This is a genomic window from Pyxidicoccus fallax (assembly GCF_012933655.1).
Taxonomy (GTDB): Bacteria; Myxococcota; Myxococcia; order Myxococcales; family Myxococcaceae; genus Myxococcus; species Myxococcus fallax.
In genome coordinates this window covers 47,429-64,353 of sequence record NZ_JABBJJ010000027.1, presented here as the reverse complement: position 1 = coordinate 64,353, position 16,925 = coordinate 47,429, and the positions used below count along the sequence as shown (strand labels likewise).

15 protein-coding genes are annotated in these 16,925 nt (G+C 70.0%); 5 read left to right on the top strand and 10 right to left on the bottom strand.

The genetic code is table 11. From position 1 onward, the window contains the following. Positions 1 to 625 precede the first annotated feature (625 nt). The 5 genes from HG543_RS08520 to HG543_RS08500 form a co-directional block, all read right to left on the bottom strand. Entirely contained in the window at positions 626 to 952 is a 327-nt protein-coding gene (locus HG543_RS08520; protein WP_169344188.1) for a hypothetical protein, read from the bottom strand. Continuing rightward, positions 949 to 1,827, bottom strand: a complete 879-nt coding sequence (locus tag HG543_RS08515) for a 4Fe-4S dicluster domain-containing protein (protein ID WP_169344187.1) — start codon at positions 1,825 to 1,827, stop codon at positions 949 to 951. The genes HG543_RS08520 and HG543_RS08515 overlap by 4 nt, the downstream gene beginning before the upstream one ends. A 61-nt stretch (positions 1,828 to 1,888) precedes the next feature. Next, positions 1,889 to 2,698: a nitrate reductase cytochrome c-type subunit gene (locus tag HG543_RS08510; RefSeq protein WP_169344186.1), complete on the bottom strand. Its 810-nt coding sequence runs from the start codon at positions 2,696 to 2,698 to the stop codon at positions 1,889 to 1,891. Further along, a complete protein-coding gene (locus HG543_RS08505; protein WP_169344185.1) occupies positions 2,695 to 5,100 on the bottom strand; it encodes a molybdopterin-dependent oxidoreductase in 2,406 nt (801 codons plus the stop codon). Before HG543_RS08505 ends, HG543_RS08510 begins: the two co-directional genes overlap by 4 nt. A 3-nt stretch (positions 5,101 to 5,103) precedes the next feature. Continuing rightward, a complete protein-coding gene (locus tag HG543_RS08500) occupies positions 5,104 to 5,349 on the bottom strand; it encodes a hypothetical protein (protein ID WP_169344184.1) in 246 nt (81 codons plus the stop codon). A gap of 165 nt (positions 5,350 to 5,514) precedes the next feature. Here HG543_RS08500 and HG543_RS08495 point away from each other — a divergent pair, with 165 nt between their 5' ends. The 3 genes from HG543_RS08495 to dsrP are packed head-to-tail and all read left to right on the top strand — an operon-like array spanning position 5,515 to position 8,320. Beyond that, complete coding sequence (locus tag HG543_RS08495; protein WP_169344183.1) at positions 5,515 to 6,144, top strand: hypothetical protein; 630 nt, start codon at positions 5,515 to 5,517, stop codon at positions 6,142 to 6,144. Then, the gene (locus HG543_RS08490) at positions 6,137 to 7,039 is read left to right on the top strand and encodes a 4Fe-4S dicluster domain-containing protein (RefSeq protein ID WP_169344182.1); all 903 of its coding nucleotides are present in this window, start codon (positions 6,137 to 6,139) and stop codon (positions 7,037 to 7,039) included. The genes HG543_RS08495 and HG543_RS08490 overlap by 8 nt, the downstream gene beginning before the upstream one ends. 3 nt (positions 7,040 to 7,042) lie before the next feature. Further along, on the top strand, positions 7,043 to 8,320 hold the full coding sequence (gene dsrP / locus HG543_RS08485) for a sulfate reduction electron transfer complex DsrMKJOP subunit DsrP (protein ID WP_211193809.1): 1,278 nt from the start codon (positions 7,043 to 7,045) through the stop codon (positions 8,318 to 8,320). Positions 8,321 to 8,329: 9 nt separating this feature from the next. Here dsrP and sitI6 read toward each other — a convergent pair whose 3' ends face one another. Together sitI6 and HG543_RS08475 are read right to left on the bottom strand one after the other, a co-directional pair. Then, positions 8,330 to 9,058 (bottom strand): SitI6 family double-CXXCG motif immunity protein, encoded by a 729-nt coding sequence (sitI6, locus tag HG543_RS08480; protein WP_169344181.1) that lies wholly within the window; start codon positions 9,056 to 9,058, stop codon positions 8,330 to 8,332. 72 nt (positions 9,059 to 9,130) lie between these two features. Then, complete coding sequence (locus tag HG543_RS08475) at positions 9,131 to 10,951, bottom strand: ABC transporter ATP-binding protein (RefSeq protein ID WP_169344180.1); 1,821 nt, start codon at positions 10,949 to 10,951, stop codon at positions 9,131 to 9,133. Between the two features lie 112 nt (positions 10,952 to 11,063). Here HG543_RS08475 and HG543_RS08470 point away from each other — a divergent pair, with 112 nt between their 5' ends. Then, positions 11,064 to 11,579 carry a GNAT family N-acetyltransferase gene (locus HG543_RS08470; protein WP_169344179.1) on the top strand — a complete coding sequence of 172 codons (516 nt, stop codon included), beginning with the start codon at positions 11,064 to 11,066 and terminating at the stop codon, positions 11,577 to 11,579. Here the strand turns inward: HG543_RS08470 and HG543_RS08465 are convergent. Both HG543_RS08465 and HG543_RS08460 read right to left on the bottom strand, forming a co-directional pair. After that, positions 11,567 to 12,583: a Gfo/Idh/MocA family protein gene (locus tag HG543_RS08465; protein WP_211193808.1), complete on the bottom strand. Its 1,017-nt coding sequence runs from the start codon at positions 12,581 to 12,583 to the stop codon at positions 11,567 to 11,569. The genes HG543_RS08470 and HG543_RS08465 overlap by 13 nt on opposite strands. Before the next feature lie 19 nt (positions 12,584 to 12,602). After that, positions 12,603 to 13,574, bottom strand: a complete 972-nt coding sequence (locus HG543_RS08460) for an MDR/zinc-dependent alcohol dehydrogenase-like family protein (RefSeq protein WP_211193814.1) — start codon at positions 13,572 to 13,574, stop codon at positions 12,603 to 12,605. A gap of 271 nt (positions 13,575 to 13,845) precedes the next feature. Here HG543_RS08460 and HG543_RS08455 point away from each other — a divergent pair, with 271 nt between their 5' ends. After that, positions 13,846 to 14,847: a UDP-glucuronic acid decarboxylase family protein gene (locus HG543_RS08455; protein WP_169344196.1), complete on the top strand. Its 1,002-nt coding sequence runs from the start codon at positions 13,846 to 13,848 to the stop codon at positions 14,845 to 14,847. Between the two features lie 74 nt (positions 14,848 to 14,921). Here HG543_RS08455 and ftsH read toward each other — a convergent pair whose 3' ends face one another. Next, entirely contained in the window at positions 14,922 to 16,781 is a 1,860-nt protein-coding gene (ftsH, locus tag HG543_RS08450) for an ATP-dependent zinc metalloprotease FtsH (protein ID WP_211193807.1), read from the bottom strand. Positions 16,782 to 16,925 lie beyond the last annotated feature (144 nt).

The window sequence follows — 16,925 nt, the reverse complement described above, 5'->3', positions numbered from 1 at the left end:
CTCCGGAACGAAATCTCCGTTCCGCCCGGACCCGCGCCAACCCAGGCCCCGCTCCGGAACGGAAGCTCCATTCCGCTGGACCCGTGCCGACCCAGGCCCATCTCCGGAACGGCAGCTCCATTCCTCCTGGGCCCGCCAGCCCCGGGCAGCCCCTCACCGGAACGGAATCTCCGTTCCTCCCGGACCCGCGCCAATCCAGGCCCCTCTCCGGAACGGAAGCTTCATTCCTCCCGGACCTGCGCCGACCCAGGCCCCTCTCCGGAACGGAAGCTCCATTCCGCCCGGACCTGCGCCGACCCAGGCCCCTCTCCGGAACGGAAGCTCCATTCCGCCGGACCCGCGCCGACCCAGGCCCCTCTCCGGAACGGAAGCTCCATTCCACCCGGACCCGCGCCAACCCAGGCCCCTCTCCGGAACGGAAGCTCCATTCCACCCTGGCTCGCGCCAGCCTGGGCCACCTCTCTCCGGAACGGAATCTCCATTCCTCCTGGGCCTGCCAGTTCCTCGCCGGTCCGCATGGGTCGGTCATGCTGCTCCACCACCGATGGCGCGGGGTCCGGAGCCTCGACGGAGACACTCAAGGAACCGGGGCTGGAGGAGGACCCGAACAGCCTTGGCGTCGCCTTCACCGCGAGCCCGCGGCCTCCAGGTCATGCGCGATGCGGACGAGGCGGATGCCCTGGGGCGCACGCAGGAGCGTGTCCCACCACGCCTGCCCCTGATAGCGGTAGCGGACCTGCACGCCCACGACCTGGCCTCGCTGAAGCGCGTCGACTGCTTCCGCCAACGTGCTTCGCTGGGTGGAGGCCATGCTGGCACCTCCGCCCTTCAACAGCACCTCATCCACGAGGGTGAGTCCCTCGATGTCGCTGACGAGGCGGGCCAGCGTCGCGGCGTCGAGGACCGCCTGCTGGAGTGAGGGAAGTGATTCGGCGTCCAGCGTGGTGCTCATGAAGTGACTCCCGATGCTTCGGCGGGACGAAGCTCGAAGGCGTTGAGGGGCGCCGGACACACGCGAACGCAGGTGCCGCATCCGTCGCAGCGCTCCGGAACGACGGTCGGACGGCCAGCCTCGACGAGGATGGCGCCCTCGACCGGGCAGCGCTCCACGCACGTCGTGCAGAACGAGCCCTGCCACGCCAGGCAGAGCTGCGTACGCACACGCACCGTGGCGCCCATGGCCGGAGCCACCGCTGGCGACTCCATCCGCCGGCCTCCGTCGCGCGCAGCCGTACCAACCGCCCCCTGTTGCGAGCCCTCGACACACGCCTGCTCATGGCCCGAAGCCCCCGCGGCATCCGCCGGGCCGCGATTCGCATCCTGACGCACGGGGCGGCTCGTCGGACAGCCCTCCTCCGGCCGGCGCTGGGGTACGGCGAGTCCCTCCCGCAGCGAGAAGACGGGGATGCGTCCATCCACCGTCGCCTCGCCGGAGCGGGCGCGCCCCGCATAGAAGGCCTCGAGCGAGAACGAAGGCGACGCGGTTGGGGAAGGCTCCGGCGCGCATGGCGAGGTGATGCCGGCCTGCCTCGCGGGTGTCGACGTTCGCACCGCGACGGCACGGGCCCCAGCCCCGTTGGTAGCCGACGTGGAGACGAGCGCGGCGGGCGCGCGCGGGGGAACAACAGCCTGGGGCGCGCCCCCGCTGCCAACCAAGGCGGTGGGCGCGCGAGCAGGGACAACAGCCTGGGATGCGCCCCCATTGGCACCCGAGGCCGGCGCGATGGACTCGCGCGGAGAGACGACGGCGGGCGTCTCGGGCGCGGGCTGCCTCCGGAACAGTCCCAGCAACGCACGGCGGCTGAGCCCTGGCTGCTGCTGGCTCATGGCGCGGCCCTCATGACGATGCCCCGTCCCTTGCCCACGAGACCACGGCGCCCCAACCCGCTCATGGCGCGTCCTTCACCACCGCCCCCGGCGGAGGCGTGGCGTCCAGCAGGCCCACGGGCGGCTCGCGCTGGTCCAGCGCGGCCGAGGACGCGTGGCACTGCACGCAGTTCTGCCGCTCCGGGTGCGACGTGCGCAAACCCGGCCTTCCCGTGGGCCCGTGGCACGAGGCGCACTCCGTCCGCATCTGCTCGGTGTGCGGCATCGTCGGCGGAGCCCCCTGCCACGCGCGCGCGCCCACTCCAGCCGAGGCCCTCCCGACGAAGCGATTGGCCGGCACGTCCGGATGCGGCGCCAGCGGCTTCGGCGCGACCTCCACCACATGGCACTGGTTGCAGCTCTGATACGGCGGGTGGCTGATGCGCGGAGCGATGCGCTCACCCAGCTTCATGCCCTGTCCGTGACAGGCCAGACACCCGGGCGTACCGAGCTGGTCCACCTCGTGCGGAATGGTCGGCGGCGCCCCGTCATAGGCACGGTGGGCCTTGCGCGACTCCACCGCCTGCGCGCGCTGCTGCACGGTGGCCACCGCCGTGGGCTTCAGCGGCTCCAGTCCCTGCCGCAGCACGTCCATGGCCCCGTCGTACATCCGCGCGTTGTCACCGCGCCGGGCCTCGCGCAGCTCCTGGTAGCTCGGGGCCCGCTCGGACGTGGCGGTGACCGCGGGCCGGGAGACGGGCTCCGGGCGCTCGGGCGCGGGCCGCGTGCCGGCGACATAGCCGGTGAAGGCGAGCGCCACGGCGACGCCCGCCCCCACCTGGAGCCAGCGCGCCGGACGGCCCGGGCCGTCACCCTCGGGAGCGCCGCTCATCCGCGAGCCTCCTTCCGCTTGCGCCCGCGCACCCGCGCCGCGCACTTCTTGTAGTCGGGCTGCTTCGAGAACGGGTCGTGCGCGTCCAGCGTCAGCTCGTTGATGAGCAGCTTCTCGTCGAAGAAGGGCACGAACAGCGAGCCCTCCGGCGGCTCACCGCGCCCGCCCAGCCACACCGGCAGCTCCAGGCTGCCCCGCCGCGTCTCCACCGTGACGACGTCGCCGTTGCCCACGCCCAGCCGCCGCGCGTCCGCGCGATTCATCTCCAGGTACGCGCTCGGCATCGCCCGCTGGAGCTGCGGGATGCGCATCGTCATCGTCCCCGAGTGCCAGTGCTCGATGACGCGGCCGGTGCACAGCCAGAACGGGAACTCGTCGTCCGGCGACTCGGGAGGCGGCTCGTACGGGTTGAACCAGACTTGCGCCCGGCCGTCGTGCGTGGGCGAGTGGTAGAACTGGATGTCGCGACCCTTCTCCACGTACGGGTCGTCGAAGCCGGAGAAGCGGAAGCGCGTCTCGCGCCAGCTCCCGTCCGGCTGCTGCACCACGGGCCAACGCAGCCCGCGCGCCTTGACGTACTCCTCGTAGGGCGCCAGGTCCTTGTGCTTGATGCGCGTCGTCTTCCGGTACTCCTCGAACAGGTGCGCGTCGACGTTGACGTCGTAGTAGTGCGCGAAGTCCCAGATGGGCACCGGCTTGCCGTCCTGCTTCACCTCGAAGAGGAAGCGGCCGTCGCGGTCCTTCATGCCCTCGAAGCCGCGCTCGAAGAGCCGGTGCGCCACGGCGATGAGCTGCCACGCGTCGTCGCGCGCCTGGCCGGGCGGGTTCACCATCTTGAACCACTGCTGCGTGCGCCGCTCGGAGTTGCCCACCATGCCGTTCTTCTCCACCCACATGGCGGAGGGCAGCACGAGGTCCGCGATGCGCGTCGTCTCCGTGGGGTACGCGTCCGAGACGATGAGGAACTTGTCCGCGAGCTTCCGGCTCGGGTCCACCAGCTTGTGGCGGTTGGGCAGCGTCTGCGCCGGGTTCGTCACCTGCACCCAGAGGGTGTGGATGTCGCCACCCTTGTCGCTGGGCGTGGAGAAGCGCTCCCACATCTGCACGGTGTGGTAGCCCGGCTTCGCGGGGATGCGGCCTTGCGGCACGTTCCAGAGGTCCTCCATCTGGTGGCGGTGCTTCTCCTCCGCCACCACGCGGCCGCCGGGGAGCGCGTGCGCGAGCGTGCCCACCTCGCGCACCGTGCCACACGCGGAGGGCTGCCCGGTGAGGCTGGTGGGCGCATCGCCCGGCTTGCCGAAGTGACCGCTGAGCAGGTGCAGCCCGTGGATGAGCGAGTTCATCGCCGTGCCGCGCGTGTGCTGGTTGACGCCCATGCACCACAGGCTGGTGATGCGCACGTCACGGCGGCCGAACAGCCCCGCCAGCATGCGCAGGTCCTTCTGGGACACGCCGGACAGCTTCTCCACGTGCTCGGGCGTGTAGGGGGCGAGCAGCGCCCGGTACTCCTCGAAGGTGATGGCCTTGCCCTGCAGCGTGGCCGGCTCGCTGGGAGCGCGGAAGGCGCAGTTGGCCTCGACGAAGGCCTTGTCCCAGGTGCCCTCCTCCACCAGCAGGTGCGCGATGCCGCAGGCAATCGCCAGGTCGGTGTTGGGCTTGAAGCGCAGGACGTGGTCGCAGAAGGCGCTGGTGCGCGTGCGGCGCGTGCCGATGTCGATGAGGGTGACCTTCTCCCCGCGCGAGCGCCGGTCGATGACGCGCGAGAAGAGGACGGGGTGCATCTCCGCGGGGTTGTTGCCCCACATGATGAGCACGTCGCAGGCGTCCAGGTCGTCGTAGCAGCCGGCGGGCTCGTCCACGCCGTAGGTGGCGAGGAAGCCCGTCACCGCCGAGGCCATGCACAGGCGCGCGTTCGCATCGAGCTGGTTCGAGCCCAGCCCGCCCTTCACGAACTTGGACGCCGTGTAGCCCTCGGGAATCGTCCACTGGCCGCTGCCGTAGAGCGCGAAGCCCTTCGGGTCCTTCTGGATGCGGGTGGCGATGATGTCGAGCGCCTCGTCCCAGGAGATGGGCACCTGCTTGTCGCCCTTGCGCAACAGCGGCTGCGTGAGACGGTCGCTCCCGTAGAGCGCGAGCCCCACGTGGTAGCCCTTCACGCACAAGAGGCCCTTGTTCACCTCGGCCTTCGGGTCGCCGGCGATGGCCACCACCTTGCCGCCCTCCACGCCCACCTGGACGTGGCAGCCGGTGCCGCAGAAGCGGCACGGGGCCTTGTTCCACTTCACGCCACTGCCCGACGATACGGGCGGTGCCGCGACGGGTGCCTGGCCGTACGCCAGCCGGCTGGCGGCGAGCGTCGCCGCGGTCATCGCCGTCGTCTTGAGGAAGTCGCGCCGGTCCATCGCTCAGCACTCCCCGGCGGAGAAGTCCACCATCACCACGTCCAGGAAGCGCACCCCGGGCAGGTCGCGGATGAACTCCGCGACCGACTCGCCCTCCTCGGCGGTCTCCGTCTCCACCACCACGGGGAGCCAGCGCTCCTCGAAGGGCATACCCAGGGTGATGCGCGCGTCCCGCTCCAGCCGGGCGAGCACGCCGGCCCGCTGCTCCGCGGAGTCTTCAAGGGTGAGCACGAGGCTGCTGAAGGTCATGGTGGCTCCCAGTTCACCCCTGCCTTGAGCAAGAGGCGGACCAGCGCCTTCGCGCCGTGCGGGCCCCGCGTCCGCGCAAAAGCTGCATGACGGATACGTGTTTCGAGCAAGGGATGCGCGGCCGAGGGCAGGCGGCCTCGTGCGAGCCCCGTGAAACGGCGTGGCATGGACACTGCTTTGGAGGACGGCGTGGCCGCGACCTCCTCCATTCCCCTGCTGTCCGTGCTCGTGGCGCTCACACTGTGTGGGTGCGACCGCGACGTGCCCCGGCGACTCCAGCCAGCGCCCGGTGCCTCCACGGGTGTGGAGACCGTGCTGGTGCCGGAGAAGCTCACCTCCATCGAATCCGGCGAGGTGGACGCGCGCGGGCAGCCGCTGCGCGTGCCCTGCGTGAGCTGCCACTCCTTGAAGGAGCCGGCGCGGATGCCCGACGGGCCCGAGGCACTCCAGGAGTTCCACCGCGGGCTCCAGTTCCGCCACGGCGAGCTCGCCTGCACGTCCTGCCACCAGGCCGATGCGCCGCAGTCGCTGCACCTCGCGACGGGCGAGCCACTGCCGATGACGGACGTGATGACGCTGTGCTCGCAGTGCCACGGGCCCCAGGCACGAGACTTCCGGGCGGGCGCGCACGGCGGGATGACGGGCCACTGGGACTTGTCCCGCGGCGACCGCACCCGGAACAACTGCGTGTCCTGCCACGACCCCCACACGCCGAAGTACGCCGGGGCGCTCCCGGTCATGCCTCCGCGTCCGAAGCACCCCTCTCCCACTCCGGAAGACCGCTCGCATGAATGACTTCACCCGCAGGACGGCGCTGAAGGGCGCTGGCGCGACGCTGGGCGCGGCGGCCTTCGCGCACGCCATGGCGCCGCTCACGGAGTGGACGAAGGACCTGTCGCTCGACGAGTTCCTCCAGCGTCACTACAAGGAGCTCACGCCCGAGGAGATGAAGGTCATCCTCCGCCGGCTGGAGGAGGAGACGAAGCAGGAGTACGGCCGCGACGTCACCATCCAGGACCTGCCGCCGCAGGAGGGCGTGTCCTTCGGCTACGCGCTCAACCTCAGCGTGTGCATCGGCTGCCGCAAGTGCGCCGAGGCGTGCCACCAGGAGAACAACCACGACCGGCGCACGGGCAACTCGTACATCCGCGTGCTGGAGATGGAGCAGGGCAGCCTGGACCTGGAGCGCGGCAACGCGGACTACGACCACGCGGTGCCGGCGCCGGGGAAGTACTACCTGCCGGTGCAGTGCCAGCAGTGCGACAACGCGCCGTGCGTGAAGGTGTGCCCCGTCCAGGCCACCTGGAAGGAGCAGGACGGCGTGGTGGTGGTGGACTACAACTGGTGCATCGGCTGCCGGTACTGCGAGGCGGCGTGCCCGTACCACGCGCGGCGCTTCAACTGGTCCAAGCCCGAGGTGCCGGCGGAGGAAATCAACCCGGACCAGGGCTACCTCTCCAACCGCATCCGTCCGCAGGGCGTGGTGGAGAAGTGCACCTTCTGCCTGCACCGCACGCGCGCCGGAAGGCTGCCGGCGTGCCTGGAGGCGTGTCCCACGGGGGCGCGCGTCTTCGGCAACCTGCTGGACCCGAAGAGCCCCATCCGCTGGGTGCTCGAGAACAAGCGGGTGTTCGTCCTCAAGGAGGAGCTGGGGACCCGTCCGCGCTTCTTCTACTTCTTCGACAAGTGAGCCATGGCCGCGTCACGTCACGTCCTCGACTACCCCCGCTTCCTCGGCCGGCTGCTGTGGATGAGCACCGACGGGAGCTGGCGCTTCTACGTGTGGATGACGGTGCTGACCGCCATCTGCCTGGTGGGCGCGAATGCGTGGGCCCGCCAGCTGGTGGACGGCATGGCGCTCACGGGCATGAGCGACCATGTGTCCTGGGGGCTCTACGTGGCGAACTTCACGTTCGGCGTGGGGCTCGCGGCGGGGGCGGTGATGATGGTCATCCCCGCGTACCTGTACCACGACCATGAGATGCACGACGTCACGCTGGTGGGCGAGCTGCTCGCGGTGGCGGCGATTGCGCTGAGCCTGCTGTTCATCGTGGTGGACATGGGGCACCCGGAGCGGGCGTGGCACCTGATTCCCGGCGTGGGGCGGTTCAACTGGCCGGTGTCGATGCTCACGTGGGACGTGGTGGTGCTCAACGGGTACCTGCTGCTGAACCTGCACGTGTGCGGGTACCTGCTGTACATGCGCTTCCTGGGGCAGAAGCCTCGCAAGCGCTGGTACCTGCCGTTCGTGTTCCTCTCCATCTTCTGGGCGGTGTCCATCCACAGCGTGACGGCGTTCCTCTACAGCGGGCTGGGCGGGCGGCCGTTCTGGAACTCGGCGCTCCTGGCGCCGCGGTTCATCGCGTCGGCGTTCATCACGGGGCCGGCGTTCGTCATCCTGCTGTTGCAGGTCATCCGGAAGTTCACCGGGCTGCCGATTGGCGAGGGGCCGGGGCGCACGCTGACGTCGGTGATGCGGGTGACGGTGCTGCTCAACCTCTTCATGCTGGGCTCGGAGGTGTTCACCGCGTTCTACACGGGCGGGGCGCACGCCGGGCCGGCGCAGTATCTGTTCTTCGGGCTGCACGGGCACCACGCGCTGGTGCCGTGGATCTGGACGGCGGTGGCGTGCAACGTGGCCTCGGCGGTACTGCTGCACCTGCCGGCGAGCCGGCGGCATGTCACGGTGCTGAACGTGGCGTGCGTGCTGGCCTTCGTGGGCGTGTGGATCGAGAAGGGGATGGGGCTCATCATTCCCGGCTTCGTGCCCAGCACCCTGCACGAGATGGTCGAGTACGTGCCCACCGTGACGGAGTGGAAGATTACCGCTGGCATCTGGGCGTTCGGGCTGATGCTGCTGACGGTGGCGGTGAAGGTGGCGCTGCCCGTGCTCAGCGGGCAGCTCGCGTCCCATTCCGCGCCGAAGGGGGAGCCCACGTCTCAAGAGAAGGAGCACCGCGCGGCGGCGTGAGGGACCCAGTCAACGGGCTTGTAGTGGGTGGAACTCCGCACCGTCCAGGGCCAGCCGCGTTGCCGCCTCCACGAAGCGCTCGGACGCGACGATGATGCCTGGGGCATCCGCCAGCCGGAACAGGTCCAGTCCTTTTGGCAGTGTCGCCGCATCAAGGACCACGGGGTCTGGCATGGGGCCGTCCACATCGCTGGCGCCGCAACGGGGGCACGGCGGCTTCCGCGCCCATGTCAGAGATTCGGGATGGAAGCGGCCCTGAACATCGAGCTGCATGTTCAGCAGGCTCGGAGGGTTCTTCCCACGGAAGCGCACTTCGACAGGGCCCCCCAGGAGCCCCCTGATGCCGGCGTCCTGGAGTCGCTCCCGTGCCTCATGGCGCATGCACAGCGACCAGTCGGCTTGCAAGAAGACCTGGCCGAAGGAGCCTGAGCCTGTCCCGGTCAGCGGCCCGAACTCGGCTCCTGGTTCCAGCACCGCGTTGCTCGGCGCGAGCGGACGAACCAGCTCGCGCAGGCGCTCAAGCTCGACCAGTGACACGGGAGCGGGATTGGACAGCCTCTTCAGCTCCGCGGAGGGCAGGCTCGACAGGTCCACGCATGGATACTCCAGCCCGAGCACGGCGCCGCCGAGACCACACGCGGGACAGGGCTGCGCGCCTGGAAGCCCCCACCTGTGGGCGGCGTTCAGGTCACCCGTGTAGCGGGGTGAGGAGTCCTTGACGATTCGGAAGAACCGCATGGCGCATCTCTACCTTCGGCACAGGCATCGAGGCGCTGCAAATGTCCAGAGACGTTGCCCACAGGGACCAGCTCACGCCGCCCCGGACACCTTGCGAGGACCGAGCTCAGCGATGAGGGGGCTGTCCGGCAGCAGGCCCCGCGTCTGCCGGCGCACCAGCGAGGCGTAGTAGCCGTCGTGCGCCATCAGCGCCTCGTGCCGGCCCTCCTCCACAATGCGCCCACCCTTCAGCACCAGGATGCGGTCCGAGTCCACCACCGTGCTCAGTCGGTGCGCGATGGCGAAGACCGTGCGCCCCTTCATCAGCTTGTTCAGCGCCTCCTGCACCAGCGACTCCGACTCCGCGTCCAGCGCGCTCGTCGGCTCGTCCAGGATGAGGATGGGCGGGTCCTTCAGCAGCGAGCGCGCAATCGTCACCCGCTGCCGCTCGCCCATGGACAGGCGGCTGCCGCGCTCGCCCACCACCGTGTCGTAGCCCTGCGGCAGGTTCATGACGAAGTCGTGCGCGTTCGCCGCCTTCGCCACCGCGATGATGTCGTCCATCGACGCGTTCGGCCGCCCGTACGCGATGTTGTTGCGCACGCTCTCGTTGAAGAGCAGGCCGTCCTGTAGCACCACGCCGATGTGCCTGCGCAAGGACATCTGCTTCAGCCCGCGGATGTCCTTCCCGTCGATGCGCACCGAGCCCTGCACCGGGTCGTAGAAGCGGCACAAGAGCGCCATCAGCGTGCTCTTGCCCGCGCCACTCGGCCCCACCAACGCCACGTGCTCGCCCTGCTTCACGTGCAGGTCGATACCATTGATGAGCGGCGAGCTCCGGTCCGGCCCGTAAGCGAAGTGGATGTCCGCGAACTCCACCTCCCCCTTCACCTCCGTCACCTCCACCGCGTCCGGCGCGTCACCCAGGTGGTCCTGCGTATCCAGGATGTCGAACACCTGGTCCATGGCCACCGACGCCGTGCGGATGGTCCGGTACACGTTGCTCAGGCTCTGCACCGGCGCGAACATGCCGCCCACGTAGCCCAGGAACGCCACCAGCGTGCCCGCGGTGATGTCTCCCTTCAGCGCCAGCGCCGCGCCGAACGCAATCGCCGCCACGCGCGCCGCCAGCACCACCAGGTTCTGCGTCGCCGATACCGCCGAGTCCAGCCCCACCCCGCGCGTCACCAGCCCGTTCGCCTCGTGCACGTCGTGCAGGAAGCGCTGCTTCTCGCGCTCCTCCATCGCGAAGCTCTTCACCGTCACGATGCCCGAGAGCACCTCGTTGAAGCGCTGGTAGATCTTCACCCAGCGGTCCATCAGGTTCCGCTCACGCGTCGTCTGCCGAGGCGCCGCCCACTGCGCAATCACCACCGGCAGCGGCGCGAAGGCCATCACCACCAGCGCCAGCCGCCAGTCCAGCTTCAGCATCACCACCACGGAGATGATGAGGTACGCCGCCGCGGGGATGACGTTGAAGGCGATGTCGTTCACCCCCTGGACGAACCCCTGGATGCCGCGCTCCAGCCGCGTCATCGTCGCGCCCACGCCTTCCTCGCGGTGGAAGCTCAGGGGCAGCTTGTGCAGCCGGCCCACCACCTCCTCCATCAGCGAGAAGTGCACGCCAATGCGCGTGCGCCACGTCAGCCAGTTGGACACCGCGTTGACGCCCTCGCGCAACAGGCCAGCGCTCACCAGCAGCACCACGCCCATCACCACCGAGCGCCACGCCTGCCCCGCGCCCAGGTTGTCGAAAATATGTTTGAGGACCAGCGGTTCCAGGGCATTGAGCGCCCCGGCGGTGAGCACCAGCGCGAGGATGCCCGCCACCGAGCCACGGAACGGGCGAAGGTAGCCAAGGCTGCGGCGCAGGCGGGCACGAGGGCGGGGAGTTGCCGAGGGGGAGGTCTCCATGAGTGCCCCTCCCAACCGGCATTCCCGTGTGTGCCCTTCCCCACGGTGCCCCAAAACCCGCCCTGGATGGAGAGCGACCAACCCGTCATGCTGCGGGACCGGGAGGCTCATCATGGACATTCTCCGCGCGACCCCCGCCGAGCACCCCCTGCTGCGCAACCTCTACCCGCTCTACCTGCATGACTTGAGCGAGTTCGGCGTCGAGTACCGGCTCGACGAGCAGGGACACTGGCAGCCGGACTATCTGCCCACCTGGCTGAGTGGCTCGCCCGAGGTGCACCCCCTCCTGCTCCGCCATGAGGACCGCACCGTGGGCTTCGCCTTCGTGGGGCAGGCACCCTTCCCCTACATGACGCGGGGACGCGACTTCCGGATGAGCGAGTTCTTCATCCTTCGCGGCGAGCGTCGGCATGGGCTCGGCCGCCTCGCCGCCCGCGCCGTGTTCGACCGCTACCGGGGCCTATGGGAGGTGTCGCAGCTGCCCGCCAACCGCGCCGCCATCGACTTCTGGCGCGGCGTCATCTCCGAGTACACCCGCGGCGACTTCCAGGACACGCGGGTGGACGGGGCGCCGGCTCAAATCTTCGACAACCGGCGCCAGTCACCGTCCCGCGCTCAGGGCCGGTAGATGCGATCCAACGCGTCGGCCACCACCACCAACCGCTCGCACTCGGGGTCGAAGCGCTGGCCCGCCGCCAACCGCGTCGCCCAGTCCACCGCCGCACGTCCGCCCCACGCGTCCGGCGGCTCGGCCAGCCGCTGCCGCGAGGTGCCATGGAAGAGGTCCGCGGTGAAATCGTAGAAGGAGCCGTTGACGTTGCGCAGCGAGGCGCCGCCCTTCGTCCCGTAGAAGGACGCCTCGATGACCGCGTCACAGCCGGCGCTCACCTTCCACGAACAGGCAAGCTGCACGGACGCGCCGGTGGCCAGCTCGAGCTGCGCCACCGCGTAGTCCTCCACCTGCGTCTCGCGCGACGTCAGCGGCTTGCCGCCCGAGTACAGGTGGCTGCTCACCCGCGTCACCTTCGGGAAGTCGAGCACCCACAGCGCCAGGTCCACCAGGTGGATGCCCAGGTCCATGACGCACCCGCCGCCGGACAGCTTCGGGTCGTAGAACCACGCCTTGTCCGGGCCGTAGGCGTTGTGGAAGACGAGGTTGAGCGAGAACACGTCGCCCAGCTCGCCCGCGCGCACGCGCTCCTTCACCTGCCGCATGCCGTGCGTGCAGCGGTACGACAGGTCCACGCCCAACAGCCGGTCATTCGCCTTCGCCGCGTCCACCACGCGCCGCACCTCGGCCGCGTCGCGGCCCAGCGGCTTCTGGCAGAACACCGCCAGGCCCCGCTCCAGCGCGGCCACCGCCTGCTCGGCGTGCACCGCGCTCGGCGTGGCGATGACGATGCCGTCCAGCGGCTTCGTCAGCAGCTCCTCGAACGAGCCCGCCCGCTCGCAGCCGGGCGCTGACTTCTCCGCCGCCTCCAGCGCCTGCGTGGAGGGGTCCACCACCACGGCCACCTCGGCCGCGCCGCTCTGGGCGATGGCCTCCATGCGGTGCCGGCCAATCCAGCCCACACCCAGAAAGCCCAGGCGGGGACGCTGCGTCTGCTGCTTCGCCGCGATTCCACTCATCATGGTGTGTGCGCTCCCGGGGTCAGAAGGTGACGAGGGCCTTGAGGAAGCCGTCGGGGCGCGTCTTCATCGCCTCGAAGGCTTGGTTGAGGCTGTCCAGCCCGTAGCGGTGCGTATACAGCGGCGTCGGATCCAGCTTGCCCGAGGCCACCTGGTCCACCGCCATGCGGATGCCCTCCAGGTACACCTTGGGGTCTCTCTCGTGCGCGTTGATGACGTCCAGGCCGCGCCAGTTCCACAGCCACATGTTCACCTGCCGCGGGCCATCCTGGTGGTAGCCGGCGACGATGAGCTTGCCGCGCTCGCGCGTCAGCTCCGCCGCGAGGTCCAGCGGCCACTGCTCGCCCACCACCTCGATGACGCGCTCGCAGAAGTCGCCGTTCGTCAGCTCCTTCACGCGCTGGATGATGCGGTGGTGGTCATCCATGGGGATGCACTCGGCGGCGCCGTACTTCGCCGCCAGCTCCAGCGCCCACGGACGGCGCGTAATCGCCAGCACGCGCGCTCCGGCGTTGGTCGCCATCCGCGTCAGCAGCGCGCCCAGGAAGCCGATGCCGATGATGGCCACCGTCTGCCCCGGCTGGATGTCGCCGCGGCGGAAGATGTTCATCGCGCAGCCGAGCGGCTCACCGGGGAACGGCTTGCCCGCCAGCGACGAGGGCAGCACCACCGCGGAGTCCGCGCCCACGACGTCGTACTCGGCGAAGGCATTGCCGGAGAGGAAGGCGATGCGGTCGCCGACCTTGTAGCCCTGCACACCCGAGCCGAGCGACTCCACCACGCCCCAGCCCTCGTGGCCCGGAGCGCCAGGGGCCATGGGATACTTGAACCACTCGCGACCCTCCCACGTGGGGAGGTTGGAGCCGCACACGCCGCAGCCCTCCAGCTTCACGCGGAGCTGCCCCGGCCCGGGGTCGGGCCGCACCACGTTCTCCACCCGCGCCCCCTTGGGCGCGGCGATGACCGCCGCCTTCATCTTCGCCCCTGCTTCCATCACTGCTGCCTCCGCTAGCGGCGGTGGGCCGGGCACCTGGAGCCCGGGCGCCCACCGCGAGGTGGGGCCTGGGGGTATGCCCCTGAAGCGCACCGAACAAGCTGGCCGAAGGTGCATGCCCCTGCTCCGTGTGGTGATGAACGAGGCGATTGCCGGACAACGGATGCAGCCGTTGCATGTGAGTCCAGGAAGCGACCTTACCCACCACCCTGTCCCTCCGGACGGCTACCCATATGGTCGTGAACAGGAAACCTTCGCGACCATGAGCGACATGAAGGGCAAGCGAGTGGTCGTCCTCGGGGGCGCGGGTTTCCTCGGCTCCCATCTGTGCGAGCGGCTCCTGCGGGACGGCGCCGCCGAGGTCCTCAGCCTCGACAGCCTCATCACCGGCAACGAGCACAACCTCGCGGACGTGGCCCCGGTGGGGAAGCTCCAGGTCATCCAGCACGACATCACCGAGTCCATCCGCGTGGACGGGCCCGTGGACTACGTCTTCAACATGGCCTCGCCGGCCTCGCCCATCGACTACGCGCAGCTGCCCATCGAGACGCTGCGCGTGGGCTCCATCGGCACGGAGAACGGACTGAAGCTGGCGCGGGAGAAGGGCGCGGTGTTCCTCCAGGCGTCCACGTCCGAAATCTACGGCGACCCGCTCGTGCACCCGCAGCGCGAGGACTACTGGGGCAACGTGAATCCCATTGGCCCGCGCTCCGTGTACGACGAGGCCAAGCGCTACGGAGAAGCCATCACCGCGGCCTACGGGCGCACGCTCGGGGTGAGCACGCGCATCGCCCGCATCTTCAACACGTACGGCCCGAAGATGCGGCTGGAGGACGGGCGCGTGGTGCCGGCGTTCGTGGGACAAGCGCTGCGCGGCGAGGACTTCACCGTGTTCGGCGATGGCACGCAGACGCGCTCGTTCTGCTACGCGAGGGACCTCATCGACGGGCTGGTGCGCCTCGCCCTGTCCGACGTCACCGAGCCGGTGAACATCGGCAACCCGCGCGAGATGACGATTCTCGAGTTCGCCGAGGCCGTGCGGAAGGCCCACGGCGGCGGCGGGCGCATCGTCTTCAAGCCGCTGCCCAAGGACGACCCCAAGCAGCGCAAGCCGGACATCTCCCGCGCGAAGACGCTCCTCGGATGGGAGCCGATGGTGCCACTGGAGGAGGGGCTGGTGGAGACGCTCGCGTACTTCCGCAAGGTGGTGACGCCGCGAGCGCCGCACGCACAGGTGCCGGCCGGGAAGTCCTCCGTGGGCGCGACGCCGTAGCCCCCTCGGCAGGCGGTGGAGGTGCCGGACTCCCTCGTGAGCAGGCGAGCGCGGCGCTCACGGCACCGCCCGCATCAGGCAGCGCTGCGCTCCGGAGCCGCGGCGACCGCCTGCTCCTTCAGCAGCGCCGCCAGTTCCTCGCCACTGAGCACCTCGCGCTCCAGCAGCCGCCTTGCCGCGTGGCGGAGCACCCCCTCGCGCTCGCCGAGCAGCCTCCGCACGCGCTCCGCCTGCGCATCCATGATGCCGCGCATCTCCGCGTCGATGCGCTCCGCCAGGGCCTCGCTGTACTCACCCCGCGCGCCCGCCGGGCCCGACTCCAGGAAGAGCGACCGTTGCCCCGGGCTCAGCGTCACGAGGCCCAGCGCCTCGCTCATCCCGTACGTCATCACCATGCCTCGCGCGATGTCCGTGGCCTTCTGGAGGTCGTCGTGCGCGCCCGTGGAGGACTCGTGGAAGATGAGCTCCTCCGCCATCCTTCCGCCGAGCAGCACCGCGATGCGGTCCTCCAGTTCGCTGCGCGTCATCAGGAAGCGGTCCTCCGTGGGGACCTGCAGCGTGTAGCCCAGCGCCGCCACGCCACGCGGGATGATGGAGACCTTGCGCACCGCCTCGCCACCCCGGGACAGCGCCAGCGCCATCAGCGCGTGCCCCAGCTCGTGGAAGGCCACGCGCTCGCGTTCCAGCGGGCTCAGCACGCGGTTGCGCTTCTCCAGGCCGGCCACGGCGCGCTCCACCGCCTCCTCCAGCTCGGCGCGGCCCACCTTCTCCCTGCCACGCCGCGCGGCCAGCAGCGCGGCCTCGTTGACGATGTTCGCCAGGTCTGCCCCCACCATGCCCACCGTCGCCGCGGCGATGAGCTCCAGGTCCTTCGGGTCCTCCAGCGGCACCTTCGCCGCGTGCACCTTCAGGACGTCCAGCCGCCCGTCGCGGTCCGGCCGGTCCACCACCACGTGACGGTCGAAGCGCCCCGCGCGCAGCAGCGCCGGGTCCAGGATTTCGGGCCGGTTGGTGGCCGCCATCAGGATGACGCCCGTGTGCGGGTCGAAGCCGTCCAGTTCCACCAGGAGCTGATTCAGCGTCTGCTCCCGCTCCTCGTGCGACATCGGCCCCGCGTTGCGCGCCTTGCCCAGCGCGTCCAGCTCGTCGATGAAGATGATGCACGGGGCCTGCGCCTGGGCCTGTTCGAACAAATCGCGCACGCGCGCGGCGCCCACGCCCACGAACATCTCCACGAACTCCGAGCCGCTGATGCTGAAGAAGGGCACCTCGGCCTCGCCGGCCACCGCCTTCGCCAGCAGCGTCTTGCCCGTGCCCGGCGGGCCCACCAGCAGGATGCCCTTCGGAATCTTGCCTCCCAGCCGGCGGTACTTCTGCGGCGTCTTGAGAAAGGCGATGACCTCGCGCAGTTCCTCCTTCGCCTCGTCCACGCCCGCCACGTCGGCGAAGCGCACATGGATGTCCTTCTCCGCGTACATCCGCGCGTTGCTGCGGCCCACGGCGAACATGCTTCCCGGGCCCCTCCCCGCTCCAGCGCCGCCGCTTCGCTGACGGAGCAGGCTTAGCCACAGGAACACGCCCAGCGGCAGCAGCCACAGGGCCGTGACGAGCCACGGGTTCTCCGGCAGCTCGGCGGACACCTGGACTCCGTGCGCCTGGAGGTCCTTGAGGACGTCCGGGTCGTCCACCTTCACCGTGGTGAAGGTCTGCCCGGGCTTGCCGTCCTCGCCCTTGAAGCGCCCGTGGATGCGCCCGCCGGTGACGACCACGGACTCCACGCGGCCCTGGGACACCGCCTCACGGAAGGCCGTCCAGGTGAAGGGCGGTGGGTCGCGGAACCGCGCGAACTCCTGCATGGCGAAGACACCCAGGAGCAGCAACACCGCGGGGAGCCAGGGCCGCCACTTCGAGGTCTTCGGTTCCTTCACCGCCATCGCGTGTGTCTCCCAGGCTGGATGGCCGTGTCCCTGCTTCCGGGTGGGCGCGGCCTCGGACCGGGATTGCAGCGGGTGTGCCGGGGCGGCTGGCAGGCGTACGCCGGGGCATGGCGCGCAAATCCTGCGGACCCTCGTCATGCC